Source organism: Microbacter sp. GSS18 (assembly GCA_029319145.1).
Classification (GTDB): Bacteria; Actinomycetota; Actinomycetes; order Actinomycetales; family Microbacteriaceae; genus Microbacterium.
Map to the genome: position 1 here is coordinate 545797 of CP119753.1, position 25816 is coordinate 571612.

The following is a 25816-nucleotide window of genomic DNA, read 5'->3' on the forward strand; positions in this document are numbered from 1 at the left end:
CAGGTCGTTGGCGATACCTTACGTCACCCAGCAGGAGTTGACCAAACCGGTCGTGGCGACGCCGGTGGTCGAGAGCACCTCGCGGAAGGCCCGGGCGGGGAGGTCGGATGCCGGGTACTCGACGACCTTCCACCCGACGATGCCGTGCTCGACGTCCTGCGCCTCGAGCGCGCAGGCGATGGAACGGCCGACCGGTCCCGAGAACTGGAAGCTGACGGCGACGGAGTGCTCGTCGACGACCTCGAAGCCCGAGGTGTCGGCGTCGACGGCGTCGACGTTCGCCGTGAAGATCGACCACCCGACCGCTCCGAAGCCGACGACCGCGAGCACGATCACGGCGGCGACGATCCAGCGCGTCGCGCCCGGCCGGGTGCGGCCGTAGCGCTCATCGAGCATCTCGGGTGTCGTCATGCGGGGTCCGATCCGAACATTAGGCTGGGAGCACCAGCCTACGCGCTGCCGCGCGCCGCCCCGGCGGGCGTGCGGCCCCGATCGAGGACACCATGCACCTGCCCGCTTCCGCCGTCTCCGTCACCATGACACCCACGCCCGAGGTCGATCCCGATCTGGTGACGCCGGGCGTCTGGGGCTTCGCGATCATCGTCTTCATCGCCCTCGCGGTCATCCTTCTGATCTGGGACATGCTGCGCCGCATCCGGCGCGGGCGTGTGCGGGCCGAGATCGCCGAGGAGCTCGATGCCGAGGAGGCCGCGCGCGCCGAGGAGACCCCGCGCGACGGCGACGCCGCGGACGGGGCGGACCCGGAGGGATCGCAGGAGCGCGGCTGACGCCCGACCCGGCCGGAACGGATCGCCGCCGCGCCCTCAGCCGCCGTGGTAGGCGGGATGGAGGGCGATCAGCAGGCACGCCGTCCAGTGGCACAGGAACGCCAGCACGGTGCACACGTGGAAGATCTCGTGGAAGCCGAAGTGGCCCGGCCACGGGTTCGGGCGCTTGAGGGCGTAGACGACGGCTCCGGCGGTGTACAGCAGGCCGCCGACGACCACGAGCACCATCATGGCGACGTTGGCCTCGAGGAGGTCGACGAGGTACATCACGGCCGCCCACCCGAGCACGAGGTAGAGCGCGACGTACAGCCACCGCGGGGCGTGGATCCAGAACACGCGGAAGAAGATCCCCAGGATCGCACCTCCCCACACGAGCGCCAGCAGGATGACCGACTTCTCGGTGGGCAGGGCGAGCACCGCGATCGGCGTGTAGGTGCCGGCGATCAGCAGCAGGATGTTGGCGTGGTCGATGCGCTTGAGCACAGCCTTCGTCCGCGGGCCCCAATTGAAGCGGTGGTAGAGCGCCGAGTTGCCGAACAGCAGCAGGGACGTGGCCATGAAGATGGCCGACGCCGCCTTCGCCGGTCCGCCCTGTGCGAGGACGATCAGCACGACGCCGGCGGCGATGGCGACGGGGAAGGTCACCGCGTGGATCCAGCCGCGCCAGCTCGGCTTGATCTCGACGGCCGCGTCCGCGGCCGCGGCGTCCATCAGCGGCAGGACGGGGACCTCGGGGGCGGCGGGGAGGCCGCGGCGTCGACTCATGGTCCCAGGCTAGGCCCTCCCGCATGCCGCGCGGCGCACATACTCGGTCGCACAGAAAGTGACACTGAGTACCACATCGCACGAGGACCCGCGGTGAGGAGTACCGTACTCGTGTGTCGCACGCGTCATCGAAGGAGGGGAGAGGCCCTCTCTATCGCCTCTACATCGGCAGGCTCCGTCGCGAGCTCCGCTCCGTGGACGTGCCGCACCATGTCGCGATGATGATCGACGGCAACCGTCGCTGGGCGCGGCAGCTCGGCTATGACACCGCGGCGCACGGCCACCGCGCCGGTGCCGCCAAGATGCGGGAGTTCCTGCGGTGGTGCGACGAACTGGGCATCCCGGTCGTCTCGCTCTACCTGCTCTCCACCGACAACCTCACCAAGCGCGACTCGCGCGAACTGTCGGACCTGCTCGGCATCATCGCCGACCTCGCCGACGAGCTGTCGCGGGAACGGGACTGGCGCATCCAGCACGTCGGCCGCGCCGACCTGCTGCCCCCCGATCTCGCGGCGGTCCTGGCGGCCGCCGAGCAGCGCACGAGCGGCAACACCGGCCTCCACGTGAACCTCGCGGTGGCCTACGGGGGCCGCGGCGAGATCGTCGACGCCGTCCGCAGCATCATCGCCGAGCACGGCGGCGTGGGCGGCTCGCTCGAGGAGCTCGCCGAGAACCTCACGCCCGAGCAGATCGGGGAGCATCTCTACACCGGCGGACTGCCCGATCCCGACCTCGTGATCCGGACCTCCGGCGAACAGCGGCTGAGCGACTTCCTGCTGTGGCAGAGCGCGCATTCGGAGTTCTACTTCGTCGAGGCCCTGGGCCCGGATCTGCGCGAAGTGGACTTCCTGCGCGCGATCCGCGACTACGCCACGCGCGACCGCCGCTACGGCGGCTAGCGGATCGGCGGGGCGAGCGGGCCGTTCGACCCCCTCGGGCAGTCGGCCCTGCGTGCCAGAATGTGACCGTGACGGATATGGAGTCGTTCCTCGGTTCGTTCGACGGTGAGCCGGGATACCTGGACTGGGCCGCGTTCGGCCCGCTCGCGCCGGCGGTGCGCACCGAGGCGACCGCCGACACCGAGCTGCTGGGATCGGGGCGCCCGACGAGCATCGGCATGGTGGCCGACAACGCGCGCGAGGCGCGCGGCCTCGTCGCCGAGCTGATGGGCGTGGAGGCCGATCAGGTCGTGCTGCAGCCGTCGACCACGCATGGGCTCATGCAGGCGATCTACGGCGTCGCCGGGGGTCTGCTGGTCGGCCGGGGCGAGTACCCGAGCCTCACCGTCACGGCCGTGCGCGCCGCCGACGCGCTCGGATCGCTCCAGGTGCAGTGGATGGAGCCCGAGGACGGCATGGTGACCCCGGACGTCGTGCGTGCCGCGCTCACCGACGACACACGAGCGCTCGCGGTGAGCCTGGTGGACTTCCGCACGGGCTACCGCGCCGATCTGACGGCGCTGCGCGATGTCATCGGCGACCGGCTCCTGATCGTCGACGCGATGCAGGGATTCGGCGTCATCGAGGCGGACTGGACGGCCGCGGACGTCGTGTGCGGCAACGGCTACAAGTGGGTGCGCGCGGGACGGGGCACCGGATTCGCCTGGTTCGGCGAGCGCGCTCTGGAGCGCGTCGCACCGGTGCTGTCCGGCTTCGCGGGCGCCGACGGCGACCTGCCCGTCGACGTCGTCCCCCAGCCCTCGCCGTCGGCGCGCGCGTTCACGGTCTCGAATCCCGATGCGCTGGCCGCCGCACGTCTGGTGGCGGCGCTGCGGCCCATCATCGACGTCGGCGTCGAGGCGATCGAGGACGAGATCGCGGCGCGCACCGGCGACGTCATCCACATCGCCGACCGGTACGACGTCCCCGTCGTCACGCCGCGCGACGCCGGTCGCCGCGCCGGGATCGTGACGCTCGCCCCGGCTCCTCAGGACGCCGCCCCGCTGGCGGCGTCGCTCAGCAACCACGGGCTCACCGTCACCGTCCGCTCGGGCCTCGTGCGCGTCTCGCCGCACGTCGGCACGGGCGCGAACACGCTGCGTCTGTTCGGCGACGCGCTCGCCGCCTTCTCGTCAGCGCGCGTGTGGTGACACCGGACCGGGGGGGCCGGTCCCGTTAACCGGACTGTAACCCACCCGCCGCGTGTCGGAATCCTACGGAGGCTGTTCGCGTCGTAGTTTCAAGGCATCGGGCAAGGCGCCCGGTCGAGTCGGCCTCACGGATCGCGACTCGTGGCCCATGGTCGACTCGATACTGACCGGGTGAACCACCCGGGGCGGGAGTGGGTTGTGACCATAGGAGCACCACAGGAGCAGCGCGATCGGAGCCTCGAGGAGGAGGTGGACGAGAGCGGCGTCGAGCTCATGACCTATGTTCTCGACACGTCGGTCCTCCTGAGCGATCCGCGCGCGTTCTTCCGGTTCGCAGAACACAACGTCGTGATCCCCGTCGTGGTGATCACCGAACTCGAAGGCAAGCGGCACGACCCCGAGATCGGCTATTTCGCACGGCAGGCGCTGCGCCACCTGGACGAACTCCGCATCGAGCACGGACGCCTCGACTTCCCGGTCCCGGTGGGCGCGGGCGGCACCCTGCGCGTCGAGCTGACCAACACGGATGCGAGCGTGCTGCCGGCCGGCATGCGCCTGGGCGACAACGACAGCCGCATCCTCGCCGTCGCGATGCACCTCGCCCGCGACGGTCAGGACGTCACCGTCGTGTCGAAGGATCTGCCGATGCGTGTGAAGGCCGCCTCGATCGGCGTGACCGCCGAGGAGTACCTCGCCGAGCAGGCTGTCGACTCCGGCTGGACCGGGATCGCCGCGATCGACGTCTCGGGCGACGAGATCAGCGACCTCTACGAGACCGAGGTCGCCTCCAGCGACGACGTCAGGGGACTCCCCGTCAACACCGGCCTCATCGTGCACTCCGAGCGCGGTTCGGCGCTCGGCCGCGTCACGGGGGACGGCGACTTCCGCCTGGTGCGCGGCGACCGCGAAGTGTTCGGCCTGCACGGCCGCTCGGCCGAGCAGCGCATCGCGATCGACCTGCTGCTCGACCCCGACGTCGGCATCGTCTCGCTCGGCGGACGCGCCGGCACCGGCAAGTCGGCGCTCGCGCTGTGCGCCGGCCTCGAGGCGGTCCTCGAGCGCCAGCAGCAGAAGAAGATCATCGTCTTCCGGCCGCTGTTCGCCGTGGGAGGTCAGGAGCTCGGCTACCTGCCGGGAGACCAGCAGGAGAAGATGAACCCGTGGGGCCAGGCGGTCTACGACACGCTCGGCAGCGTCGTGTCGACGAATGTGCTCGACGAGGTGCTCGAGCGGGGACTCCTCGAAGTCCTTCCCCTCACGCACATCCGCGGACGATCGCTGCACGACTCGTTCGTCATCGTCGACGAGGCGCAGTCGCTCGAGCGGAACGTGCTGCTGACCGTGCTGAGCCGCATCGGCCAGAACTCGCGGGTCGTGCTCACCCATGACGTGGGACAGCGCGACAATCTGCGCGTCGGACGCCACGACGGCGTCGCCTCGGTCATCGAGACGCTGAAGGGGCAGGGGCTGTTCGGACACGTGACCCTGACCCGCTCCGAGCGCTCTGCGATCGCCGCGCTCGTGACGGATCTGCTCGAAGCGGGAGAACTGGCCTGATGGCAGGTCCGCGGGGGTCGGGATCGCGCATCCCGGCCCCCGCGGACGGCGACCGGCGGCGTGCCCGTCCGGTCGCGGCGCGCATGAGAGGGTTCTCATGCGAAAGCGTCAGGACCGCGGCTCGGCGTCTGAGACGATGGAGGGGTTGCGCTCGCTCGGGCGCACTGAAGGGATGCTCGTGGACGGTCGACGGAGGCTCGCCCTCGGCGCCGCGGCCACCGTCACTGCGAGTATCGGCCTGATGGTCGCGGTCGCGATGAGCGGCGCGGTCGCACTCGACGACGTCTCCGGCGAGGCCGTCGGGCACGGCGGAGTCGTCGTTCCCCGGGCGACCGCGGATCCGCTGGCCCCCGAGGCTTCCGAGACACCGGTCCCAGCGACGACCGAGGCGGCCCCGGCGGCGGCCCCCGAGCGCTCGTCCGGCACGTCCGAGACGGTTCCGGCGCCGGCGCCGATCGAGGTGGCGACGGTCCCCGCCGTCGACGATCTGGCCGAGTGGGACGCCGCCACCCTCCGCGCGTGGGCCGAGGACCACGACTGGAGCGATGCGCGCACCGAGCGATGGATCGCCGGCATCGACCGCCTGCGCGGCGGCCTCGAGAAGCGGCTGTCCCGCTGGGCCTCCGAAGAGAACCTCGTCACCGACTCGTCCGGCTGGTCTTCCGGCCACGGGAACGGTGGCCATTGGACCCAATCGCGCGTTTCCCCAGAACGTCGCGATTGATGAGGCCGGATCTCCCCATGCCGGCCGCCCGGCCCCCGGTGTCCCCCAGCACCGGGGGCCACCTCTCTCACTCCCAGCGGTAGCCGGCGCCCCGCACGGTCACGATGTGGTGCGCGCCGAGCTTGCCGCGCAGGTAGCGCACGTACACATCGACGACGTTCGAGCCCGGATCGAAGTCCAGCCCCCACACCCGGCTGAGCAGCATGTCGCGTGTGAGCACCTGCCCGGCGTTGCGCAGGAACTGCTCGGCGAGCGCGAACTCGCGCGAGGACAGCTCGACGTCGCGTCCGGCCACGTTCGCGCGCCGCGCCAGCACGTCCAGGACGACGTCGCCGTGCGACAGGGCGACATCGGGCGACTGCTCGCGCAGGCGCGAGCGCACGCGGGCGAGCAGCTCCTCGACGGTGAAGGGCTTCGGGATGTAGTCGTTCGCGCCCGCGTCGAGCCCCGCCACGGTGTCGCGTGTGCTGGTGCGCGCCGTGAGCATGATGATCGGCACGGAGCTGCCCGCGGTGCGGATGCGGTGCAGCACCTCGAAGCCGTCCATCGTGGGCAGCCCCACGTCGAGCAGCACGAGGTCCGCGGCGCCGGACAGGGCCGCGTCGAGTCCCGCGGCGCCGTCCTCGACGGTGCGTGTGTCGTAGCCGTCGTTCTGGAGACCGCGCGCCACGAAGGATGCGATGCCGGGTTCGTCTTCGACGATGAGGATGCGTGTCACTCGGACGCCTTCCGCTGCAGGACGACGTCGCCGGCGCGCACCGGACCGGCCACGCCCGTCGCGGCGGCCGGCAGGTGGATCGTGAAGGTCGCGCCGCCGCCGGGGGTGTCGGTGATGCGGCATGCTCCGCCGTGGGTCCTCACGATCGCGTCCACGATGGCCAGGCCCAGTCCGGAGCCGCCGACGTCGCGTCGCGTATCGGCCCGGTCGAACCGGCGGAAGATGCTGAAGCGGGCCGCCGGGGCGATGCCGGGGCCGTGGTCGCGGACCCACAGCCGAGCGCCGGTGTCGTCGAGTTCGCTGCCGATCTCGATGGGAGCGCCGGTCGGCGTGTACTTCGCGGCGTTCTCCGCGAGCTGCAGCCAGGCCTGCAGCAGGCGATCGGCGTCGCCGCGGGCGATGCCGTCTGCGGTCCTCTCGATCGCCCACGTGTGGCCGGGGATGACGGTCACGAGCTCTCCCAGACGCCCGGTGAGGGCTCCCAGGTCGACCTCGCCCATCGTGTACGCGTCGTCCTCGGCGGCCGCGAGCAGATCGATGTCGGCCACCAGACGCGACATGCGATCGAGCTCCGCGATGCCGAGGTCGCGCGTCGCGGCGACGTCGGACGAATCGCCCGGGTCCATCAGCTCGAGGTGCCCGCGCACGATCGTGATGGGCGTCTTCAGCTCGTGCCTGACGTCGTCGAGCAGTCGGCGCTGATCATCCACCGAGCCCTCGAGCCGGTCGAGCATCGAGTTCACGGTGCGCGAGAGGTCGGCGATGTCGTCGTCGCCGTCGGCCTTCAGACGCGGCGAGAGGTCGTCGAGCGTGATGGCGCTCGCGGCCTCGCGCAGGTGGCGGATCGGCCGCAGCAGCCGCTGAGCGACGAACCAGCCGACCACGCCGGCGGCCAGCAGCACCACGGCGGTGGCGATCGCGTACGTACGCATCGCAGCGGTCACCGGCGCGAGCTCCCCCCCGAGATCGACCGCGCGCACGTACACGCCGCTGTGCAGGTCGCCCGGGACGCTCACCGGGATGGCGATGTAGCGCAGGGCGCCCGCCGCGGTCGCCGCTGTCCCCTGGACCGTGCCGCCTCTCTCGGCCGTCTCGCGGACGGCGCGCTCGATGATCGGATCGTCGTCGGGGATCACGAAGCCCGACAGCGTTGCGGGGCGGAAGCGCGCGACGCCGTCGATGATCGCGATCGAGCCCTCGTTGCGCGCCGGGACGAGGCGCGCGACGACGTCGTGCAGGTAGTCCTCGACCGTGGTGTAATCGTCGACCGCGATGGTCTCGGACGCGGTCCCGGTTCCCACGATCTGCGCGACGTCGCCGCCGATCCCGGCGACGGTCTGCAGCCGGTCGACCTGCTGCTCCAGCCGCGCATCGACCTCGTCCAGCACGAGGCCCCACTGGACGACGAAGGTGATGGCTCCCACGATCGCCAAGCCGATGCCGGCGACCGCGAGGATCGCCGCGAGGATCTTCGCGGCCGCCGACAGGGGTCGCTCCGGCGCGGCCTTCTCCGGGCCTCTCGGTCGGGTCGGGATGCGCGGCACGAGGAGGCGGGACTCAGCCGGGGTGGGTCATCGAGAGCAGGTCGAGCTTGGAGTCGAGCTGCTCGAGCGTGAGCTCACCGCGCTCGACGTAGCCGAGGTCGAGAACCGCCTCGCGCACCGTGATGCCCTTGGCGACGGAGTGCTTCGCGATCTTCGCCGCCGCCTCGTAGCCGATGAGCTTGTTCAGCGGCGTGACGATCGAGGGCGACATGCCCGCGTAGGCGGCGGCACGCTCGACGTCCGCCTCGAGACCGTCGATCGTCTTGTCGGCGAGAACCCGCATGGCGTTCGACAGCAGGCGGATCGACTCCAGGAGCGCCGTCCCCATGACCGGGATCGCCACGTTCAGCTCGAACGATCCCGAGGCGCCGGCCCACGCGACCGTGGCGTCGTTGCCGATGACGCGGGCGCAGACCATGAGTGTCGCCTCGGGGACGACGGGGTTCACCTTGCCGGGCATGATCGAGGAGCCGGGCTGCAGATCGGGGATGTGCAGCTCGCCGAGTCCGGTGTTCGGACCCGAGCCCATCCACCGCAGGTCGTTGTTGATCTTCGTGAGCGACACGGCGATCGTGCGCAGCGCGCCCGAGGTCTCGACCAGGCCGTCACGGTTCGCCTGCGCCTCGAAGTGGTCCTTGGCCTCGGTGATCGGCAGCTCGGTCTCGGCGGCCAGCAGCTCGATGACCTTCTGCGGGAAGCCCAGCGGCGTGTTGATGCCGGTGCCGGTGGCGGTGCCGCCGAGCGGGACCTCGCCGACGCGGGGGATGGCGGCCTGGACGCGCTCGATGCCCAGACGCATCTGGCGCGCGTACCCGCCGAACTCCTGGCCGAGCGTGACGGGCGTGGCGTCCATGAGGTGGGTGCGCCCCGACTTCACGACGTCCTTCCACAGCTCGGCCTTCGTCTCGAGCGCGACCGACAGGTGGTCCAGCGCCGGGATGAGGTCGTCGATGAGGGCCTGGGTGACGGCGATGTGCACCGACGTGGGGAAGACGTCGTTGGACGACTGCGACGCGTTGACGTGGTCGTTGGGGTGCACGGGCGAGCCGAGCCGTGCCGTGGCGAGGTTGGCGAGCACCTCGTTCATGTTCATGTTCGACGACGTGCCCGAGCCGGTCTGGTACGTGTCGACGGGGAAGTGCGCATCGTGGACACCGGTGACGACCTCGTCCGCCGCAGCGGCGATGGCGTCGGCGACGTCGGCGGCCAGCACGCCGAGGTCCCTGTTGGCCAGGGCGGCCGCCTTCTTGATGCGCGCCAGCGCGGCGATCTGCGTGGACTCCAGGCCCTTCCCCGAGATCGGGAAGTTCTCCACGGCGCGCTGGGTCTGCGCGCTGTAGAGCGCGGCGGCGGGGACTCGCACCTCGCCCATGGTGTCGTGCTCGATGCGGTATTCGATGTCGGTCACGTCGTCGTTCCTCCGAATGATGGGTGTGTCAGTTGTCTTCGTCGGGCAGGCCCACGGCGAGGTCCGGCACGGCGGTGCCCTCGGCGAGCCGATAGTTCGCGCCCACGATCGCCAGGCGCCCCGAGGCGACCGCGTCGCTGATGAGCTCTGACGAGTGCAGGAGCTCGCCGACGGTGTCGCGCAGGTGCTCGCGGCCGACCTCTTCTGCGTTGGCCGCCGCGCCCGAGCCGTTCTTGCGGATGACGCGGCGCACGGCCGGGACGATCGGCGCGATCTGGCGCCAGATGTGGGCGGGCAGCGGCGGGGCGTCCAGCTGAGTGCTCTCGATGGCCGCGCCCACGGCGCCGCACGCGTCGTGACCGAGCACGACGATCAGGGGGACCTCGAGGACGGCGACGGCGTACTCCAGGCTGCCGACCACCGAGTCCGAGATGACCTGGCCCGCGTTGCGCACGACGAAGAGGTCGCCGAGGCCCTGATCGAAGATGATCTCGGCGGCCAGGCGCGAGTCCGCGCAGCCGAACAGGGCGGCGCGCGGACGCTGCCCGCCCGCCAGCTCGCTGCGTCGCTCGACGTCCTGGCGCGGGTGCCGGGGCTGCCCCGACACGAAGCGCTCGTTGCCCTCGATCATCTCCTGCCAGGCCTCGGCCGGCAGCGGCTGGATCACGCTCACTCGCCCTCCTCGCGAATCTCTCGCACGTCTTCGGCGACCGATGCCGCCGCTGTCTCGAGCGTCTCGTCCGAGACGGCTCCGTACACCATCACGATGTCGGGCCCGGCCTGCGTCGCCAGCGCTCCCGACACATTGCCCGCGCGGGAAGGGTCGCGGATGTCGTACCGGTCCCACACGATGCCGTCGATCGTCACGGTCTCGCCGACGTCCGCGCCGCTGAGCACGCGCGTCGGCCAGGCGGGGTCGGCGTCGAAGCCCTGGGCGACGCGCAGGAATCCTCGGGCGGGCGCATACACGACGGTCCACGCGCGGACCGAGTCGCCGGTCACCGACGCGGCGTTCACGCGCCAGTCGGCGGGGGCGTCGGGCACCACCACCGTGCGGCCCTGAGCCGCCGAGACGCCCTCGGCGACGGCGGCGACGTCGATCGGCTCGGGTTCGGGGGGCGTGCCCCGAGGCACGGCGAGGATCACGATCGCCACCACGGCGACCGTGACGACGAGCGCGGCGAGGAGGTTGCGCACGTTCTGGCTCGACCGGTAGACCCGCGAGGACTCGGCCTTGCGGGCAGCCGTCTCATCGGGCGTCTCGGGGCGGCCCAGCTCGGCGACGACGCGAGGTCCGCGCGCCATCATGCGTCCTCCCCGTCGGCGCCCGCTCGGGCCTCGTCCAGGCGGCGCTTGGCACCCACCAGCCAGGCCTCGCAGCGGGCGGCGAGCGCTTCACCGCGCTCCCACAGCGCCAGCGACTGCTCGAGCGTCGGCGCTCCCTGCTCGAGCTCGGCGACGACGCGCACGAGCTCGTCGCGCGCCTGCTCGAACGTCATCGCCGCGACGTCGACGGCGGGTTCGCGCGAGTCGGTCATCTCTCCATCCTATTCGCCCGTGGGACCCTCGCCTGCGGCCGGGTCCGGGGCCTCGGGGGCGGCCGCCTCGCCGGTCGAACGCGCCCCGAACCTGCCCTCGGCGACGGTCACCAGGAGCTCCTCGCCGGCGGGGGCCTGCGCGGCCACGCGCACGATCGCGCCGTCTTCGCGCTGGGCGATGGCGTATCCGCGCGCGAGCGTGGACGCCGGTGACAGCGCGCGCAGCGTGGCCGTGAGCTCTGCCGCCCGACGGCCGTGCGCGTCCAGATCGCGGCTCATGCGCTCGCGTCCGCGAGCGCTCAGCAGATGGATCTCGTGCGAACGGGCGGTGAGCATGGATGCCGGATCGCGCAGCACCGGTCGCGACCGCAGCTGCTCGAGACCGGCGATGTCGTGCACCACCCGCTGCGTCAGCCGGGTGGTCAGGCGTGCGCGCAGCTGCGCCACGAGGGCGCGCTGCTCGGCGACGTCGGGGACGACGCGCTTCGCGGCATCCGTGGGTGTGGAGGCGCGCACGTCGGCGACGTCGTCGAGCAGCGGATGGTCGTTCTCGTGCCCGATCGCGCTGACCACGGGAGTGGATGCCGCCGCCACGGCGCGCAGCAGGCGCTCGTCGCTGAACCCGAGCAGGCTCTGCGGGTCGCCTCCGCCGCGCGCGATGACGATGACGTCGACCTCGGGGTCCGCGTCGAGCGCCGTGAGCGCCGCGATCGTCTCGGGCACGCACCGCTCGCCCTGCACGGCGGCGTGGCGCGTGCGGAAGCGCACGTGCGGCCAGCGCAGCTCGGCGTTGCGGTGCACGTCCTTCTCGGCATCCGATCTCTCACCCGTGATGAGGCCGATCAGGTGCGGCAGGAAGGGGAGCGGCTTCTTGCGCGCCGCATCGAACAGCCCTTCGGCGCGCAGCTGGGCGCGCAGGCGCTCGAGACGCTCGAGCTGATCGCCGAGGCCCACGTGCCGCATCGCCGAGACGGCGAACGTCAGATCCCCGGTCTTGATGAAGTAGTCGGCCTTGACGCACGCGATGACGTGGTCGCCGACCTTCAGGTCCGCCGGCAGCCGCTGGCGCGTCGACGACCAGATGCGGAACGAGATCGTCGAGTCGGTCACGAGATCCTTGAGACGCCCGAAGACGTTGCCGCCGCGGACGTTCCACGACGTGATCTCTCCCTCGACCCACACGGAGCCCCAGCCCTGGATGAAGCCCCGGATGGTGTCGTTCAGCCGGGCGACCGACGTGGGAGCCTCGGCGGTGGAGGCCCGGGGGGCGACCGAGTCCGGCGGCGGCGCCTCGCCGGGCACGGCGGCGGGCTCGAAGGTGGTCATCGTCCTCCTGCGGTGTGCGGGCGGTGCTCGTCGGGCCGGGTCGAGGTCTCGCACGTAGAATCGTCAGCGTGACTTCCTCCTCAGCGAACCCGGCCGTCCGCATGCCCGTGCCGCGAATCCCGAAGCGGCGCGAGCGCCTTCAGGATATCCCGGTGCCCGGACGCAAGCGGGTGCTGCTGGCCTCGCCCCGCGGCTACTGCGCGGGCGTGGACCGCGCCGTCATCGCGGTCGAGAAGGCGCTCGAGCGCTTCGGGGCCCCCGTGTACGTCCGCAAACAGATCGTCCACAACATCCACGTCGTGACCGAACTCGAGGAGAAGGGCGCGATCTTCGTCGAGGAGGTCGACGAGGTGCCCGAGGGCGCTCACGTCGTCTTCAGCGCCCACGGCGTGTCGCCGGCGGTCGTGAACGCCGCTTCCGACCGTCGCCTGCAGGCGATCGACGCCACGTGCCCGCTGGTCACGAAGGTGCACCGCGAGGCCGTGCGCTTCGCGCGCGACGACTTCGAGATCCTCCTGATCGGTCACGACGGCCACGAGGAGGTCGAGGGCACCGCCGGCGAGGCACCCGATCACGTCACCGTCGTGAACTCGCCCGAGGAGGCGGCGACGGTCGAGGTGAAGGACCCGTCCAAGGTCGTGTGGCTGTCGCAGACCACGCTCTCGGTCGACGAGACGATGGAGACCGTGCGGCGCCTGCGCGAGCGGTTCCCCGAACTCCAGGACCCGCCGTCGGACGACATCTGCTATGCCACGCAGAACCGCCAGGTCGCGATCAAGAAGGTCGCCAAGGACGCCGACCTGGTCATCGTGGTCGGCTCGTCGAACTCGTCCAACAGCGTGCGCCTGGTCGAGGTCGCGATGGAGTACGGCGCCAAGGCCGCGCACCGCGTCGACTACGCCGACGAGATCCAGCAGTCGTGGCTCGACGGCGTCACCACCGTCGGCGTCACCAGCGGCGCATCCGTTCCGGACGTTCTCGTCCAGCAGGTGCTCGAGGACCTCGCGTACGCCGGGTTCCGCGACGTCGAGGAGGTGCGCACGGCGGAGGAGGACCTCATGTTCTCGCTGCCGAAGGAGCTGCGTCAGGACTCCGAGGCGCGCCGCGGCGGCCGCTCCGCCGGACGGGTGACCGCGTGAGCGAGTCCTCCGGCGACCCGCGTCCGCGACCCCGGTACGGCGAGTACGCCACCCCCGAGGAGCAGCGGGCACGCATCCAGGTGCCCGACCCGGCTCTCATGGAGCCGGTGCCGGTGGCATCGCCGGAGCCGGCCGCGCCGGCGGAGCCGACGCCCGCGTCCCCGGCACCGCGGCGCGGCGCGGGCCGCACGGCCGACCGCATCGCGACGTGGGCGCTGCTGGGGTACGGCTTCTTCACGGTGCTGTCGTCGGTGTCGGCGCTGGCGGACTACGGCTCCTTCGCCGCGACGTTCCTGGATCTGCTCGGCGTCGACGCCCAGCTCGCCGATCCTGCGGCTGGACGGGGCTGGGGGATCGCCGCGGCCATCGTGCTGGCGGTCGGCTGGGTGCTCACCGCGGTGCTGTCGTGGGCCGGCCTGCGGGCCGGGCGCGTGAGCTTCTGGATCCCGATCGTGGGGGGCATCGTGTCCAACATCGCCTCGGGGACGCTGATGCTGGTGCCGATCATGTCGGATCCGGCCGTGTGGGACGCGCTGCTCGCGACCGTCGGCTGACAGACTCGAGGCATGACCTCCTCGGGAACCCTGCTCGCCGTCTGCGTCGTGCGCGAGCTGCGCGCCGACCCCGGCAGCGTCGGCGTGACCGCGATCGACAAGTCGTCGGTCGCCGGACCCGTGCGCGTCGGGCCCTACGGCGTATACGCCGACGTGCAGGCGGATCGCAGGCACCACGGCGGCTTCGACAAGGCGCTCTACGCCTACGGGCAGGACGACGCCGACTTCTGGTCCGCGCAGCTCGGCCGTGAGCTCGCGCCGGGGTTCTTCGGCGAGAACCTGCGTGTGACGGGGTTCGACGTCAACGCGTCGCGCATCGGCGACGTGTGGCGCATCGGCGAGAGCGTCGAAGTCGCGGTGACGATGCCGCGCACCCCCTGCCAGACCTTCGCCCGCTGGGTGGGCGGCGACGACGAGCGCGGGTGGGTCAAGCGCTTCTCGTCCGAGCGCCGGCTCGGACCGTACCTGCGGGTTCTCCGTGGCGGGCGCATCCGGGCCGGCGACGACGTGGTCGTCGTCGCCTCCGATCCGGATGCACCGGGTCTGCTCGACCGCTACGTCGACCCCGAGTGAGCCGGTCCGGTCGGGAGCGCGCGGCCCAGCCGCATCAGCCGACCACGCCCGACCACACCGCACGCGCCCCGCTGTCGCCCACGAGGACGACCATCACGAGGGAGCCCGCGCCGACCGCGAACGCGAGCGCGCCGAGCGCGATGACGACTCCGTGCGCCCAGCGGCGCGACCGTACTCGCACGCGCGCGTCCGCATAGCGGAACCACGCCCACTGGCCGGCCGCGACGACGAACAGCGCGATCGTCCATGGCAGCAGCGCCTGCCCGAAGGCCTGGTGGCGCTGGACCGCCGGGAGCGGGCCGACCACCTCGGCCAGGGCCCGCCCGGCGGCGGCCGTGATCGGGACCAGGATCAGGACGGCCACCGCGGCCGCCGGGGTCACGATGCCGAGCCGCCGGCGCGCGGCGGGCCACACCGTGCCCAGCCACAGCGCGAGCACCGTGAGCGGGATCAGGACCACGACGGCGTGCACCAGGAGCGGATGGGCCGGGAGCCCCGCCACCTCGAAGATGCCGGTGTCTGCGAAAAGGGTCATACTCGTGACAACGGTGCGGCGGCCGCCGCGGTTCACGGTGAACCTTCCGGGCTCGCCCGTCGTGTTCCCTTCGGGGAGGTCCGCATGGGCGATGACGATGAGACGCGACTGAGCGCGCTCTACGACGCGCACGCGGCACCGCTGTGGCGGTATACCGTCTCGCTGACCGGCGACCCGTCCGGAGCCGACGACGTCGTCCAGGAGACCCTCCTGCGGGCCTGGCGCACACCGCGCATCCTGGAGGAGGAGCCGGCCGCGGCCCGCGCGTGGATCTTCACCGTCGCGCGGCACCTCGTCATCGACGACGCCCGCAGCGCGCGCCGCCGCCACGAGACACCGGTCGCCGAGACGCCCGAGCGCGCAACCGCCGACGCCACCGACGCGCTGTTCGAGTCGCTCCTCGTGCAGGACGCCTTGGCCGCCATCACGCCCGATCATCGGGCGGTCGTTGTGCGCGCCTACTATCGCGGCATGACCGTCGCGCAGATGGCCGACGAGCTCGACATCCCCGAGGGCACCGTCAAGTCGCGCCTCCACTACGGTCTGCGCGGGCTGCGGCTCGCGCTGCAGGAGAGAGGGGTGACGCGGTGAACGAGGACCACCCCCGGTTCGCGCAGTGGGATGCCGCCTACGTGCTCGGAGCGCTGAGCCCGGCCGATCGCCGCCTGTTCGAGGCGCACCTCGAGCAGTGCGCCGTGTGCCGGGGATCGATCGGCGAGATCGCTCCGACGCTGGGGCTGCTCTCGCGCCTGACCCGCGACCAGGCGGAGGCGATCCCGGACGAGGCGGGACCGGATGAGTCCGCGCGCGGGCGGTTCGTCGCACGCGCGGCGCAGCAGGCCCGGCGGCGGCGAGCGCTCGCCCGGTCGTCGGTGATGGCGGCGGCCGCCGCCGTGGTCGTGTTCGTCGTGCTCGCCGTCGCGATCGCGATCGTGCCCGCGCTGCGCGGGATCCAGGTCGTGGCGCTCGAGCCGGTCGCCGCCGTGCCCGTCACCGCGACGGTGGAGCTGGTGGACGCGGCGTGGGGCACGCGGATCGAGGTGGAGTGCAGCTACGACGGGGACGGGGCGGATGCTCCCGAGGACGGCTGGCCGTATGCACTGGTGGTCACCGCCGCCGACGGGACCGAAGAAGAGGTCTCGACGTGGCGCGCGCTGCCCGGGGCGACGGCGCGCGTGAGCGCGGGGACCGCCGTCGACACCGGCGACATCGTCGCGATCGAGATCCGCGCCGTCGTCTCCGGACGCGTGCTCATGCGCGCCGACATCCCCGCGGGCTGAACCGCGCCGGGCGCCGTCTCGTGTTCACATCGGCGGCCGCCGTCCGGCGGTCGTCCGACCGAGGGAGATACACATGAGATCGCGCATCACCACGGCCGTCGTCTCGGCGACCGTCATCCTGCTCGCGCTCGCGGGCTGCACGTCGACCACCGCCGCTGATCCGGAGCCGGCGCCGGCGCAGACCTCGCAGGCGGAGGAGCCCGCGCCCGCCTCGGAGGTGGTGCTGCAGGTCGCCGACTCGGATCTCGGCGAGATCGTCGTGGACGGAGACGGCATGACCGTCTACATGTTCGACAGCGACAGCCAGGGGGGTGACGTGAGCACGTGCGAAGGGCAGTGCGCGGCGAACTGGCCCGCCGTGGGCGCCGCCGAGGGCGTGCCCGACGTCGACGGCGTCACGGGGGAGCTCGGCACCATCGCGGGCGTCGACGGTCAGCCGCAGCTGACCCTCAACGGGTGGCCGCTGTACTACTTCGCCGGGGATGCAGCCCCCGGCGACGTCAACGGCCAGGGGGTCAACGGCGTGTGGTGGGTGCTGAATCCCGCCGGTGAACGCCAGGCGGAATGACCCGGCACAGGCAGAGGGGCTGCGTCGACGGGTCGACGCAGCCCCTCTGCCTGTCCGTGCGTCAGACGCCGAGGCTCTTGCCGGCCGAGCCGAGCTGCTGGGTGGCCTCGACGACGCGGGCCGCCATCGCCTTCTCGGCGACCTTGCCCCACGCGCGCGGGTCGTAGAGCTTCTTGTTGCCGACTTCGCCGTCGAGCTTCAGCACGCCGTCGTAGTTGGCGAACATGTAGCCGGCGATCGACCGCGTGAACGCGTACTGCGTGTCGGTGTCGATGTTCATCTTCACCACGCCGTTGGCGACCGCGAGCGCGATCTCCTCCTCGGTGGAGCCGCTTCCGCCGTGGAAGACGAGGTCGAGGGGCTTGGCGCCGGTGCCGAACTTCGCCGCGATGCCCTCCTGGATCTCGCCGAGCAGCTCGGGGCGGAGCTTGACGTTGCCGGGCTTGTAGACGCCGTGGACGTTGCCGAACGTGAGCGCCGAGATGTATCGGCCGTTCTCGCCGAGACCCAGGGCCTCGACGGCCTTGGTCACGTCGCCGACCGTCGTGTACAGCGCCTCGTTCGAGCCCTCGTGCTTCACGCCGTCCTCTTCGCCGCCGACCACGCCGACCTCGATCTCGAGGATGGCGTTGATGTTCTTCATGCGGGGGAGGAGTTCCTTGGCGATGTCGATGTTCTCATCGAGGGGCACCGCGGATCCGTCCCACATGTGCGACTGGAAGATCGGCTCGCCGCCGGCCTTGACCTGCTCCTCGCTCGCGGCGAGAAGCGGCAGGACGAAGTCCTCGAGCGCGGGCTTGGGGCAGTGGTCGGTGTGGAGGGCGACCGTGATGGGGTAGTTCTTCGCGACCTCGGTCGCGAACTTGGCGAACGCCAGCGCGCCGGTCGCGCGGGCCTTGACGGACTGGCCGGCGAAGTAATCGGCGCCGCCGGTCGTGACCTGGATGATGCCGTCCGAGCCCGCCTCGGTCAGGCCCTGGAGGACGGCGTGGATGGTCTGCGAGCTCGAGACGTTGATCGCGGGGTAGGCGAATCCGCCGGCCTTCGCGCGATCGAGCATGTCTGCGTACTGATCAGGGGTGGCGACGGGCATGAGTGCTCCTTGGTCGTAGCGGTTCTGCAGGCTCACTCTAGCGAAGGCGGTCGGCGTCCCGAGCGGGACTTCGGTCCCGGACGTGGACGCCGACGTGCTCCGCATGACGCTCGGGAAAGAATCGCGATTCCTTCGTGTCAGGAGCGCCGCATCCGCGGCGCGGCGGAGGCATCCTGGATAGGCTGGCGACATGGTAAGTCTCACCGCGGATATGAGCCCGCTGCACCCCGATCGAAACCTCGCACTGGAGCTCGTCCGTGCCACCGAAGCCGCCTCGATTCGCGCGGTGCCGTTCATCGGACGGGGGGACAAGGAGGCCGCCGACGGCGCTGCGGTCGACGCGATGCGCGCGTTCTTCACGACGGTGAACTTCGACGGCACGATCGTGATCGGCGAGGGCGAGAAGGACGAGGCGCCCATGCTCTTCAACGGCGAGCGCGTCGGCAACGGGCGCGGCCCCAAGGCCGACGTCGCCGTCGACCCCATCGACGGCACGTCGCTGACGGCCGCCGGGCGCAACAACGCCCTCTCGGTGATCGCGGTGTCGGATGCCGGCACGATGCTCGACGCCTCGAGTGTCTTCTACATGGACAAGCTCGTCACGGGCCCCGCGGGCGTCGGGGTCGTGGACATCCGCCTGCCGGTCGGCGAGAACATCCGGCTCCTGGCGAAGGCGCTGGGCAAGCCCGTCGACGAGATCGTGGTGTCGGTGCTGAACCGCCCGCGTCACGAGCAGCTGATCGCCGACATCCGCGAGGCGGGTGCCGGGACGCGCCTCATGACGGACGGCGACGTCGCCGGCGGCATCAACGCCGCGCGCCACAATGCCCGCACCGACATGTGCGTCGGCATCGGCGGGAGCCCCGAGGGCATCGTGACCACGTGCGCGATCCAGGCGCTCGGCGGGCACATCCAGGGGCGTCTGTGGCCGCGCGACGACGACGAGCTGCAGAAGGGCAAGGACGCGGGCCTGAAGATGGACGGCCACGTGTACGAGGCCGACGAGATGGTCAAGAGCAAGAACACGATCTTCGTGGCCACCGGCGTGACCAACGGCGAGCTCGTCGCGGGTGTACGCCGCGAAGGCGGGTACGTGTACACCGAGAGCGTCGTGCTGCGCAGCGCGTCGGGCACGCTGCGCCGCATCACGTCGGAGCACCTCGTCTCGAAGTGGCTCTGAACGCTCTGCCGAGCTGAACGCGCGGGCGCGGCCGCGAGACGGCCGCGCCCGCTCTGTTCGCCACGGGACCGGTGCGACGGATGTGGCGATCGTCACCGCGTCGTGACCTGCCGTTCAGGCTTCTCTGGCACAATTGTGAGCGGTGTCAACGGAGACGCTCGTCTTTCTTCGATACTCAGGGGGGTCGTGATGTCCGCACAGAGCGGGACCGCACCGCAGACCGGCGCCATCGCCGTCGTCGCCGACGCCACCGACCCCGCACGTCGTCCCGACGTGTTGCTGCGCAAGCGCCGCGACGAGGGCCATGAGCTCAGTGCGTGGTGGATGGTCGGCGCCTTCGTCGGCGTCTCGGCCGCCGTCATCCTGCTGCTGAGCTTCATCCCCGGTGGCGCCTGACGCGAACGACCTCAGGTCACGGCTCCGCGTCGATCCGGGCTCGGACCTCATCCACGGCGGCTCGTGCGACGACGTCGAATGACCGGGAGCCGTCATCGACGGCGGCACCGTTCATGTCGTGGCGGTTCGTGTTCTCTCCGTCCGCGTTCTCGCCGCTCGGCAACCCGTCGAGGAGCTCGGCGGCGGTGAGCCGTCGCGGCGCCTTGTCGATCGGGCCGGGAGCGCCGAGCGCGTCGAGCTTGGTGTCGTCGACGCCGGGGAACTTCCGCGCCGTGACGAGCACGCGCGATTCCAGCGAGCCGACGAGCTTGTTGTAGCCGTCGACGGTGCGCTCGATCGCCCGTCGCAGGTCGTCGGCGTGGCCGGCGAGCGATCCGAGCCGCTCGTACAGCTGATTGCCGAGGTCGAACAGCGTGCGCGCCTCGTGCGAGACGTCCTGCTGCGTCCACGCGAAGGCCACCGTCTTCAGCACCGCCCACAGGTTGACCGGCGAGGCCAGCGCGACGCGCTTGCCGAAGGCGTAGTCCAGGAGCGTCGGGTCCTCCTCGAGCGCCGCCGCGAGCAGCGACTCGCTCGGGACGAAGCAGATGACGAACTCGGGACTCGCGCCGATGCCGTTCCAGTACGTCTTCTTCGCGAGAGAGTCGACATGGGACCGGACGGCGCGCACGTGCTTTTCGAGCAGCGTGCGCCGGCGATCGGCGTCGGCGCCGATCGCCGTGGGGGAGACGGCGCTGGCTTCGATGTAGGCGTCCAGCGGCACCTTGGCGTCGACGGCGATCGCCTTGTCTCCGGGCAGCCGGATGACCATGTCGGGACGTCCGGCACCGGCATCCGTCGTGATCGACGACTGCAGGTCGAAGTCGACGTGGCGCGTGAGGCCCGCAGCCTCGACGACGCGCCGCAGCTGCGTCTCGCCCCACACCCCGCGCGTCGTCCCCGACCGGAGTGCGCCCGCCAGTGATTCGGTGGTCGCCCGCAGCGCCTCGTCGCTCTCGTGCGCCCGCCGGAGCTGCTCGGCGAGCGAGCCGAACTGGGCCGTGCGATCGCGCTCGAGCCGGTCGACCTTCGCCTGCATCGACTCGAGCGTCTGCTGCACGGGCGAGAGTGCGCGCAGCACCGTCTGCTCGCGGCGTTCGCGTTCGTCGCGCACGGCCTGCTCGGCACGCGTCTGCGATGCGAGCTCGCGATACAGCTGCTGCTGATGCTCGAGCTGCGCCTGGACGCCCTGCCGGGTCGCTTCGGCCGCGGCCAGTCGCGTGCGCAGCTCGGCATCGTCGCGCGCTGCGCGAGCGGCGCCGCGCGCGAGCCCGACCGCCCAGCCCGCGAGCGCGCCGAGGATGAGACTGCCGATGACGAGGCCTGCGACGGCGAGTGGATCCATGTCCGCCAGCCTGCCCCAGGCCTCCGACATCGCCGCGCAGACGCCCCGGGGGCGCCGGTCGCGGGACCGATCAGGCGACGGCCGTCGAGAACGCGGTCGTCGCGGGGGCGTCGGCGACGGCGATCCGGGACACGCGGATCCGCGCGGCCTCGGCGAGGTCGTCGAGGTCGTCCACGCCGAGACGGCCGGCGATGTCGATCATGACGTGCGCGCACGCGAGCGCGTCGGCGGTGGCATTGTGGTGCGCGAACTCGGCGAACCCGGCTTCGGCGGCGACGAACGGCAGCCGGTACGAATCCAGGTCGTACACGCGGCGCGCCGCCTGCAGGCTGCACGCGTACCGGTACGGCGGGACGAGGTCGCCGCACGCCTCGGACGCGCGCTTGAGCACCGCCATGTCGAAGCCGGCGTTGTGGGCCACGAGCACATCCGCGCCCGCGAACGCCGTGAGGTCGGCGAGCTGCTCGCTCCAGCCCTTGGCGTCCTGCACGTCGGCTTCGCGGATGCCGTGGATGCGCGTGTTCAGCTCGAAGAACCGGTCGTAGCCGGCGGGCGGCCGGATCAGCCAGCCGGTCTGGGCCACGACGCGTCCGGCGCGGACGCGGACGAGGCCGACGGCGCACGCGGACGCATTGCTGGAGTTCGCCGTCTCGAAGTCGATCGCGGTGAAGTCCAGGGGCACGACTCCACTCTCGCCCGGACGGCGCGACGGGCTCGCGAGGCGCGCCGTCGTGGCAGGGACCGGCGCCGAAGACGGCGACGGGGGAGCCGATCGCGCCTAGGCTCGGTGCATGGCCGGTCGTGAAGAGCTCTCGAGATCGTTCGGAGCGGTCGCCGACGTGTACGAGTCCGGACGCCCGGAGTACCCGTCCGAGGCGGTCGCCTGGCTGCTCGAGCCCGTGCGGCGGGAGGGGCGCGTGCTGCGGGTGGCCGACGTCGGAGCCGGCACCGGAAAGCTCACGCGCGTCGCGGTCGAGTTCGGCGCCCAGGTCGTCGCGGTCGACCCCGACCCGGCGATGCTCGCCGCGCTGCGCGAGCAGGTGATCGGCGTGCCGACGTTCGTGGGGTCGGCGGAGTCGATGCCGCTGCCCGACCATTCCCTGGACGCGCTGCTGTACGGCCAGGCGTGGCATTGGGTCGAGCCCGGCGCGGCGTCGGCCGAGGCGGCGCGTGTGCTGCGCGCCGGCGGAGTGCTGGGCTTGATCTGGAATGTCCGCGACGAACGCGAACTGTGGGTGCGGCGCCTCAACGCGGTCATGAAGGGCAGTCGCGCCGAGCAGATGCTCGCCGCCGGCGACCCGCCCGTGGCGGCGCCGTTCGACGGCGTCGAGCACGCCCGATGGAGCTGGAGGCGCGCCATGACCCGCGACGAGCTGTTCGCGCTGGCCCGGTCGCGCAGTCACGTCATCACGGCATCCGAGAGCGAACGGGCGCGGATCGAGGACGGTCTCGAGCTGCTGCTCGACGAGGTCGGGGCCGTCGGCGACGACCCCGTCGAGTTGCCCTACGTCACCCACGCGTACCGCGCGGTGCGGCCGTGAGCCCGCGCGCGATGGCGGTCGTCGACGGGGCGTGCCCGTGACCATCCGCGCGGTGTTCTTCGACCTCGACGGCACCCTGCTGCGCGACGACCGGATGTCGTCCGTCATCGAGGCGGTCGCCTTCGACCTGGCGCGGACGCATCCGCAGCTGCGGGTGCGGACGCTGCTCGCGCGGCAGCACCAGGTCTGGCAGGAGCACTGGGACGAGGCCGGAGAGGACTGGCTGCTCGGCCGCATCCCCGCGGATGCCGTGACGCGCGAGGTGTGGCGGCGCACCCTGGCCTCCCTGGGCGTCGACGACCCGGCTGTCGTGGAGCGCGCCGTCGCGATGCACATGGCGGCCGAGGAGGAGTCGCACACCCTGTACGAGGAGTCCGCGGACGTGCTCGCCGCGCTCCGCGAGCGGGGCCTGCTGCTCGGCCTGATCACGAACGGCGCGAGCGACCTCCAGCGCGCGAAGATCCGCGCGGCCGGCATCGAGGACGCGTTCGACACGGTGCTCGTGTCGGGCGAGCTCGGCGTGCTCAAACCCACCGAGGAGATCTTCCAGCAGGGCCTTCGGCGGCTGGACGTCGCGGCATCCGAGGCGCTGCACGTCGGCGACAACCTGGAGTCGGATGTGGCCGGCGCCCGGGGAGCGGGGCTGCGCGCGGTCTGGGTCGATCGCCGCTGCACGCGCCACGTCGTGCCGGGGGCCTCGATGGCCGACGCGATCGTCTCGGACCTGAACGGACTGCTCCCGCTGCTGGAGTGACCGGCGGCGGCTCCCGCCCCGATGCCGCCATCGGCACGGGTCGCGGCATCCGTCGACGTAGACTGGGTGCCCGTGGCTCTCACCATCGGAATCGTCGGACTCCCGAATGTCGGCAAGTCGACCCTCTTCAACGCCCTGACCAAGAACCAGGTTCTCGCGGCGAACTATCCGTTCGCGACGATCGAGCCGAACATCGGGGTCGTGAACCTGCCGGACTCGCGCCTGGCCACGCTCGCCGAGATCTTCCACAGCGAGCGCATCCTCCCCGCGGCCGTGTCCTTCGTCGACATCGCGGGAATCGTGCGCGGTGCCAGCGAGGGCGAGGGCCTGGGCAACAAGTTCCTGGCCAACATCCGCGAGGCGGACGCGATCGCCCAGGTCGTACGCGGCTTCAGCGACGACGACGTGGTGCACGTCGACGGCGCGGTGAACCCCGCCGGCGACATGGAGACGATCAACGCCGAGCTGCAGCTGGCCGATCTCGAGACGCTCGAGAAGGCGATCACGCGCTACGAGAAGGAAGTGAAGGGCAAGAAGCTCGACCCCTCCGTCCTCGCCGCCGCCGTGGCTGCGAAGGACGCGCTCGAGCGGGGCGTGCTGCTGTCGGCATCCGGCATCGACCTGTCGCCGATCAAGGAGCTGGGGCTGCTGACGGCCAAGCCCTTCATCTTCGTCTTCAACGTCGACGAGGGCGTGCTGACGGATGCCGCGCGCAAGGCCGAGCTCGAGGCGCTCGTCGCGCCCGCGAAGGCGATCTTCCTCGACGCGAAGATCGAGTCGGAGCTCATCGATCTCGACCCCGAGGACGCCGCCGAGCTGCTGGCCTCCACCGGGCAGGAGGAATCGGGGCTCGACCAGCTCGCGCGCATCGGGTTCGACACCCTCGGGCTGCAGACGTACCTGACGGCGGGCCCGAAGGAGGCGCGCGCCTGGACGATCGGCAAGGGCTGGAAGGCGCCGCAGGCCGCCGGGGTCATCCACACCGACTTCGAGAAGGGCTTCATCAAGGCCGAGGTCATCTCGTTCGAGGACCTCGTGGCCACGGGCTCCGTCGTCGAGGCCCGCGCGAAGGGCAAGGCCCGCCTCGAGGGCAAGGACTACGTCATGCAGGACGGCGACGTCGTGGAGTTCCGCTTCAACGTGTGAGACCGCGCCGAGCGTCGGCCGGTGGATCCCGGCCGGCACGGACGACCCGGCCCGCCCGCACTGGCGGCACGGTCCGCGCGCTGGCAGGATCGGGGCATGATCCACGGCGATCCCGCCCTCGCGCTCGTGTTCCGCGACGATGACGGGCGCTGGCGCGTCCAGCTCGAGGATGCCGCGGGCGACCCGCTCTGGAGCGAGGACCTGCCGCGCGAGGCGCTCGACGCCGCCGACGCGGTGGCGGCGGCGGAGGTGCTGCTCGCCGAGCAGGGCCACGCGCCCCTCTTCGAACCGCACGAGGAGGAGCCCGGCGTATGGGCGGCTGTGCTGGGAGACGCCGGGCCGGAGGGCTGAGGCACGGAGCGCGTCCGGGCGAGCGCGCGGGCCCCGCGCGGATCCACCGCCTCCGGGCCGGCGAAGTTGAGGTGGAACGTGCACGCGGGAGATGATGAAGTCGCCACCCCCGCCCCGAAAGACCCGCAATGAGCGACACCACCACCTTCGAGCCCGACGGCCGCGCCATCCCCTACGTCGACGAGGGCAGCGGCCCCGCGATCGTGCTCGTGCCCGGCATGGGGCTGAACGTCCGCTACCTCGGGCCCCTCGCCGGAGCGCTGATCGAGGAGGACTTCCGCATCGTCCGGATCGGCTCTCGCCACGGTGCGACGCAGGCCGGCGTCACGATGCACGATCTGGCACAGGACGTCGTCGACGTCATGGACCACATCGGCCTCGCAAGCGCGTGGGTCGGCGGCCACGCCTTCGGCGGCGCGATCGCACGGACCGTCTCGCTCGACCACGACGGTCGCGCCAGCGGGGTCCTGCTGCTCGGCGTCGAGGCCGCGGACACCCACGAGTCCGACCTGTCGGAGCTCCCGCCGAACGCACGCGACACGGAGGTCGAGGCCATGCAGCTCGCGGCGCGCGAGGCCACCCCCGTGGAGGAGTGGGCGGGACTGGCAGCGGGTGTGCCGGTGCTCGTCGTGCAGGGCACGGCGGACACCATCACGCCGCCCGCGAACGGCGATGCCCTCCAGGCGTCCGCGCCCGACCGCGTGAGCGTCGTGCGCATCGACGGGGGCGGCCATCTGTTCCCCGCCACCCACATCGGCGAGACGGCATGGCCCATCGAGGACTACCTCGACTGGGACTGATCAGGCCTCCCTCGGATGAAGCCGACACGCCTGGCGGCGGGATCGAAGGGTCTCGGTGCCGGGCG

The 25816-nt window shown here is 71.6% G+C and carries 31 protein-coding genes; 18 read left to right on the forward strand and 13 right to left on the reverse strand.

The annotated features are described in order from the left end of the window. Positions 1 to 18: 18 nt before the first annotated feature. On the reverse strand, positions 19 to 411 hold the full coding sequence (locus P0L94_02535) for a DUF4307 domain-containing protein (protein WES64959.1): 393 nt from the start codon (positions 409 to 411) through the stop codon (positions 19 to 21). Between the two features lie 92 nt (positions 412 to 503). Between P0L94_02535 and P0L94_02540 the strand changes: the two genes are divergently transcribed. Then, complete coding sequence (locus tag P0L94_02540; protein WES64960.1) at positions 504 to 788, forward strand: hypothetical protein; 285 nt, start codon at positions 504 to 506, stop codon at positions 786 to 788. Between the two features lie 36 nt (positions 789 to 824). Here P0L94_02540 and P0L94_02545 read toward each other — a convergent pair whose 3' ends face one another. Continuing rightward, the gene (locus P0L94_02545) at positions 825 to 1553 is read right to left on the reverse strand and encodes a hemolysin III family protein (GenBank protein ID WES64961.1); all 729 of its coding nucleotides are present in this window, start codon (positions 1551 to 1553) and stop codon (positions 825 to 827) included. A gap of 113 nt (positions 1554 to 1666) precedes the next feature. Between P0L94_02545 and P0L94_02550 the strand changes: the two genes are divergently transcribed. The 4 genes from P0L94_02550 to P0L94_02565 all read left to right on the forward strand — a co-directional run bounded on the left by P0L94_02550 (position 1667) and on the right by P0L94_02565 (position 5923). After that, the gene (locus P0L94_02550; GenBank protein WES64962.1) at positions 1667 to 2452 is read left to right on the forward strand and encodes an isoprenyl transferase; all 786 of its coding nucleotides are present in this window, start codon (positions 1667 to 1669) and stop codon (positions 2450 to 2452) included. 77 nt (positions 2453 to 2529) lie between these two features. Beyond that, the gene (locus P0L94_02555) at positions 2530 to 3642 is read left to right on the forward strand and encodes an aminotransferase class V-fold PLP-dependent enzyme (GenBank protein ID WES66288.1); all 1113 of its coding nucleotides are present in this window, start codon (positions 2530 to 2532) and stop codon (positions 3640 to 3642) included. Positions 3643 to 3891: 249 nt separating this feature from the next. After that, positions 3892 to 5199 (forward strand): PhoH family protein, encoded by a 1308-nt coding sequence (locus tag P0L94_02560; GenBank protein ID WES64963.1) that lies wholly within the window; start codon positions 3892 to 3894, stop codon positions 5197 to 5199. A 97-nt stretch (positions 5200 to 5296) separates the two neighbouring features. Beyond that, complete coding sequence (locus tag P0L94_02565; protein ID WES64964.1) at positions 5297 to 5923, forward strand: hypothetical protein; 627 nt, start codon at positions 5297 to 5299, stop codon at positions 5921 to 5923. A 67-nt stretch (positions 5924 to 5990) separates the two neighbouring features. Here the strand turns inward: P0L94_02565 and P0L94_02570 are convergent, their stop codons facing one another. From P0L94_02570 to xseA, 7 genes are read right to left on the reverse strand one after another with little or no spacing between them, the layout of a single operon-like run. Continuing rightward, entirely contained in the window at positions 5991 to 6641 is a 651-nt protein-coding gene (locus P0L94_02570) for a response regulator transcription factor (GenBank protein WES64965.1), read from the reverse strand. Then, a complete protein-coding gene (locus P0L94_02575; protein WES64966.1) occupies positions 6638 to 8185 on the reverse strand; it encodes a HAMP domain-containing sensor histidine kinase in 1548 nt (515 codons plus the stop codon). The genes P0L94_02570 and P0L94_02575 overlap by 4 nt, the downstream gene beginning before the upstream one ends. A 13-nt stretch (positions 8186 to 8198) precedes the next feature. After that, entirely contained in the window at positions 8199 to 9593 is a 1395-nt protein-coding gene (locus tag P0L94_02580; GenBank protein WES64967.1) for a class II fumarate hydratase, read from the reverse strand. Between the two features lie 28 nt (positions 9594 to 9621). Then, positions 9622 to 10266, reverse strand: coding sequence for a carbonic anhydrase (locus P0L94_02585; GenBank protein WES64968.1), 645 nt, complete (start codon positions 10264 to 10266; stop codon positions 9622 to 9624). Beyond that, a complete protein-coding gene (locus P0L94_02590; protein WES64969.1) occupies positions 10263 to 10898 on the reverse strand; it encodes a DUF4245 family protein in 636 nt (211 codons plus the stop codon). The genes P0L94_02585 and P0L94_02590 overlap by 4 nt, the downstream gene beginning before the upstream one ends. Continuing rightward, positions 10898 to 11131 carry an exodeoxyribonuclease VII small subunit gene (locus P0L94_02595; protein WES64970.1) on the reverse strand — a complete coding sequence of 78 codons (234 nt, stop codon included), beginning with the start codon at positions 11129 to 11131 and terminating at the stop codon, positions 10898 to 10900. The genes P0L94_02590 and P0L94_02595 overlap by 1 nt, the downstream gene beginning before the upstream one ends. Positions 11132 to 11140: 9 nt before the next feature. Further along, positions 11141 to 12457: an exodeoxyribonuclease VII large subunit gene (xseA, locus tag P0L94_02600; protein ID WES64971.1), complete on the reverse strand. Its 1317-nt coding sequence runs from the start codon at positions 12455 to 12457 to the stop codon at positions 11141 to 11143. Positions 12458 to 12609: 152 nt separating this feature from the next. On the opposite strand from xseA, the gene P0L94_02605 reads away from it, so the two are divergent. The 3 genes from P0L94_02605 to P0L94_02615 are packed head-to-tail and all read left to right on the forward strand — an operon-like array spanning position 12610 to position 14723. Beyond that, the gene (locus P0L94_02605) at positions 12610 to 13596 is read left to right on the forward strand and encodes a 4-hydroxy-3-methylbut-2-enyl diphosphate reductase (protein ID WES64972.1); all 987 of its coding nucleotides are present in this window, start codon (positions 12610 to 12612) and stop codon (positions 13594 to 13596) included. Further along, positions 13593 to 14150 (forward strand): DUF6264 family protein, encoded by a 558-nt coding sequence (locus tag P0L94_02610; GenBank protein WES64973.1) that lies wholly within the window; start codon positions 13593 to 13595, stop codon positions 14148 to 14150. Before P0L94_02605 ends, P0L94_02610 begins: the two co-directional genes overlap by 4 nt. Before the next feature lie 12 nt (positions 14151 to 14162). Further along, entirely contained in the window at positions 14163 to 14723 is a 561-nt protein-coding gene (locus tag P0L94_02615) for an MOSC domain-containing protein (protein ID WES64974.1), read from the forward strand. A gap of 34 nt (positions 14724 to 14757) precedes the next feature. On the opposite strand, the gene P0L94_02620 is transcribed toward P0L94_02615, so the two are convergent. Continuing rightward, complete coding sequence (locus tag P0L94_02620) at positions 14758 to 15258, reverse strand: hypothetical protein (GenBank protein WES64975.1); 501 nt, start codon at positions 15256 to 15258, stop codon at positions 14758 to 14760. 84 nt (positions 15259 to 15342) lie between these two features. Here P0L94_02620 and P0L94_02625 point away from each other — a divergent pair, with 84 nt between their 5' ends. The 3 genes from P0L94_02625 (at position 15343) to P0L94_02635 (ending at position 17106) form a co-directional block, all read left to right on the forward strand. Continuing rightward, on the forward strand, positions 15343 to 15849 hold the full coding sequence (locus tag P0L94_02625; protein ID WES64976.1) for a sigma-70 family RNA polymerase sigma factor: 507 nt from the start codon (positions 15343 to 15345) through the stop codon (positions 15847 to 15849). Continuing rightward, complete coding sequence (locus tag P0L94_02630; GenBank protein WES64977.1) at positions 15846 to 16538, forward strand: zf-HC2 domain-containing protein; 693 nt, start codon at positions 15846 to 15848, stop codon at positions 16536 to 16538. Before P0L94_02625 ends, P0L94_02630 begins: the two co-directional genes overlap by 4 nt. 73 nt (positions 16539 to 16611) lie before the next feature. Next, positions 16612 to 17106 (forward strand): hypothetical protein, encoded by a 495-nt coding sequence (locus P0L94_02635; protein WES64978.1) that lies wholly within the window; start codon positions 16612 to 16614, stop codon positions 17104 to 17106. Positions 17107 to 17167: 61 nt separating this feature from the next. On the opposite strand, the gene fbaA is transcribed toward P0L94_02635, so the two are convergent. Beyond that, the gene (gene fbaA, locus P0L94_02640) at positions 17168 to 18199 is read right to left on the reverse strand and encodes a class II fructose-bisphosphate aldolase (GenBank protein ID WES64979.1); all 1032 of its coding nucleotides are present in this window, start codon (positions 18197 to 18199) and stop codon (positions 17168 to 17170) included. 190 nt (positions 18200 to 18389) lie between these two features. Here fbaA and glpX point away from each other — a divergent pair, with 190 nt between their 5' ends. Together glpX and P0L94_02650 are read left to right on the forward strand one after the other, a co-directional pair. Next, the gene (gene glpX, locus P0L94_02645; protein WES64980.1) at positions 18390 to 19379 is read left to right on the forward strand and encodes a class II fructose-bisphosphatase; all 990 of its coding nucleotides are present in this window, start codon (positions 18390 to 18392) and stop codon (positions 19377 to 19379) included. A 189-nt stretch (positions 19380 to 19568) separates the two neighbouring features. Next, a complete protein-coding gene (locus P0L94_02650; protein ID WES64981.1) occupies positions 19569 to 19775 on the forward strand; it encodes a hypothetical protein in 207 nt (68 codons plus the stop codon). Positions 19776 to 19791: 16 nt separating this feature from the next. Here P0L94_02650 and rmuC read toward each other — a convergent pair whose 3' ends face one another. Then, positions 19792 to 21159, reverse strand: a complete 1368-nt coding sequence (gene rmuC, locus P0L94_02655; protein ID WES64982.1) for a DNA recombination protein RmuC — start codon at positions 21157 to 21159, stop codon at positions 19792 to 19794. Between the two features lie 70 nt (positions 21160 to 21229). Then, positions 21230 to 21841: an exonuclease domain-containing protein gene (locus P0L94_02660; protein ID WES64983.1), complete on the reverse strand. Its 612-nt coding sequence runs from the start codon at positions 21839 to 21841 to the stop codon at positions 21230 to 21232. A 109-nt stretch (positions 21842 to 21950) separates the two neighbouring features. Between P0L94_02660 and P0L94_02665 the strand changes: the two genes are divergently transcribed. The 5 genes from P0L94_02665 to P0L94_02685 all read left to right on the forward strand — a co-directional run bounded on the left by P0L94_02665 (position 21951) and on the right by P0L94_02685 (position 25751). Next, entirely contained in the window at positions 21951 to 22700 is a 750-nt protein-coding gene (locus P0L94_02665) for a class I SAM-dependent methyltransferase (protein ID WES64984.1), read from the forward strand. Between the two features lie 37 nt (positions 22701 to 22737). After that, the gene (locus tag P0L94_02670) at positions 22738 to 23454 is read left to right on the forward strand and encodes an HAD family hydrolase (GenBank protein WES64985.1); all 717 of its coding nucleotides are present in this window, start codon (positions 22738 to 22740) and stop codon (positions 23452 to 23454) included. Between the two features lie 72 nt (positions 23455 to 23526). Then, positions 23527 to 24600: a redox-regulated ATPase YchF gene (gene ychF / locus P0L94_02675; protein WES64986.1), complete on the forward strand. Its 1074-nt coding sequence runs from the start codon at positions 23527 to 23529 to the stop codon at positions 24598 to 24600. 96 nt (positions 24601 to 24696) lie between these two features. Beyond that, on the forward strand, positions 24697 to 24951 hold the full coding sequence (locus tag P0L94_02680; GenBank protein WES64987.1) for a hypothetical protein: 255 nt from the start codon (positions 24697 to 24699) through the stop codon (positions 24949 to 24951). Between the two features lie 128 nt (positions 24952 to 25079). Continuing rightward, a complete protein-coding gene (locus tag P0L94_02685) occupies positions 25080 to 25751 on the forward strand; it encodes an alpha/beta hydrolase (GenBank protein ID WES64988.1) in 672 nt (223 codons plus the stop codon). Positions 25752 to 25816: the final 65 nt, after the last annotated feature.

What these genes read in the sequence shown, in the direction of transcription:
- P0L94_02535 (WES64959.1), bottom strand. Translation starts at nt 411, where the DNA reads ATGACGACACCCGAGATGCTCGATGAGCGCTACGGCCGCACCCGGCCG.
- P0L94_02540 (WES64960.1), top strand. Translation starts at nt 504, where the DNA reads ATGCACCTGCCCGCTTCCGCCGTCTCCGTCACCATGACACCCACGCCC.
- P0L94_02545 (WES64961.1), bottom strand. Translation starts at nt 1,553, where the DNA reads ATGAGTCGACGCCGCGGCCTCCCCGCCGCCCCCGAGGTCCCCGTCCTG.
- P0L94_02555 (WES66288.1), top strand. Translation starts at nt 2,530, where the DNA reads ATGGAGTCGTTCCTCGGTTCGTTCGACGGTGAGCCGGGATACCTGGAC.
- P0L94_02565 (WES64964.1), top strand. Translation starts at nt 5,297, where the DNA reads ATGCGAAAGCGTCAGGACCGCGGCTCGGCGTCTGAGACGATGGAGGGG.
- P0L94_02590 (WES64969.1), bottom strand. Translation starts at nt 10,898, where the DNA reads ATGGCGCGCGGACCTCGCGTCGTCGCCGAGCTGGGCCGCCCCGAGACG.
- P0L94_02595 (WES64970.1), bottom strand. Translation starts at nt 11,131, where the DNA reads ATGACCGACTCGCGCGAACCCGCCGTCGACGTCGCGGCGATGACGTTC.
- xseA (WES64971.1), bottom strand. Translation starts at nt 12,457, where the DNA reads ATGACCACCTTCGAGCCCGCCGCCGTGCCCGGCGAGGCGCCGCCGCCG.
- P0L94_02615 (WES64974.1), top strand. Translation starts at nt 14,163, where the DNA reads ATGACCTCCTCGGGAACCCTGCTCGCCGTCTGCGTCGTGCGCGAGCTG.
- P0L94_02620 (WES64975.1), bottom strand. Translation starts at nt 15,258, where the DNA reads ATGACCCTTTTCGCAGACACCGGCATCTTCGAGGTGGCGGGGCTCCCG.
- P0L94_02625 (WES64976.1), top strand. Translation starts at nt 15,343, where the DNA reads ATGGGCGATGACGATGAGACGCGACTGAGCGCGCTCTACGACGCGCAC.
- P0L94_02635 (WES64978.1), top strand. Translation starts at nt 16,612, where the DNA reads ATGAGATCGCGCATCACCACGGCCGTCGTCTCGGCGACCGTCATCCTG.
- fbaA (WES64979.1), bottom strand. Translation starts at nt 18,199, where the DNA reads ATGCCCGTCGCCACCCCTGATCAGTACGCAGACATGCTCGATCGCGCG.
- glpX (WES64980.1), top strand. Translation starts at nt 18,390, where the DNA reads ATGGTAAGTCTCACCGCGGATATGAGCCCGCTGCACCCCGATCGAAAC.
- P0L94_02650 (WES64981.1), top strand. Translation starts at nt 19,569, where the DNA reads ATGTCCGCACAGAGCGGGACCGCACCGCAGACCGGCGCCATCGCCGTC.
- rmuC (WES64982.1), bottom strand. Translation starts at nt 21,159, where the DNA reads ATGGATCCACTCGCCGTCGCAGGCCTCGTCATCGGCAGTCTCATCCTC.
- P0L94_02665 (WES64984.1), top strand. Translation starts at nt 21,951, where the DNA reads ATGGCCGGTCGTGAAGAGCTCTCGAGATCGTTCGGAGCGGTCGCCGAC.
- P0L94_02680 (WES64987.1), top strand. Translation starts at nt 24,697, where the DNA reads ATGATCCACGGCGATCCCGCCCTCGCGCTCGTGTTCCGCGACGATGAC.
- P0L94_02685 (WES64988.1), top strand. Translation starts at nt 25,080, where the DNA reads ATGAGCGACACCACCACCTTCGAGCCCGACGGCCGCGCCATCCCCTAC.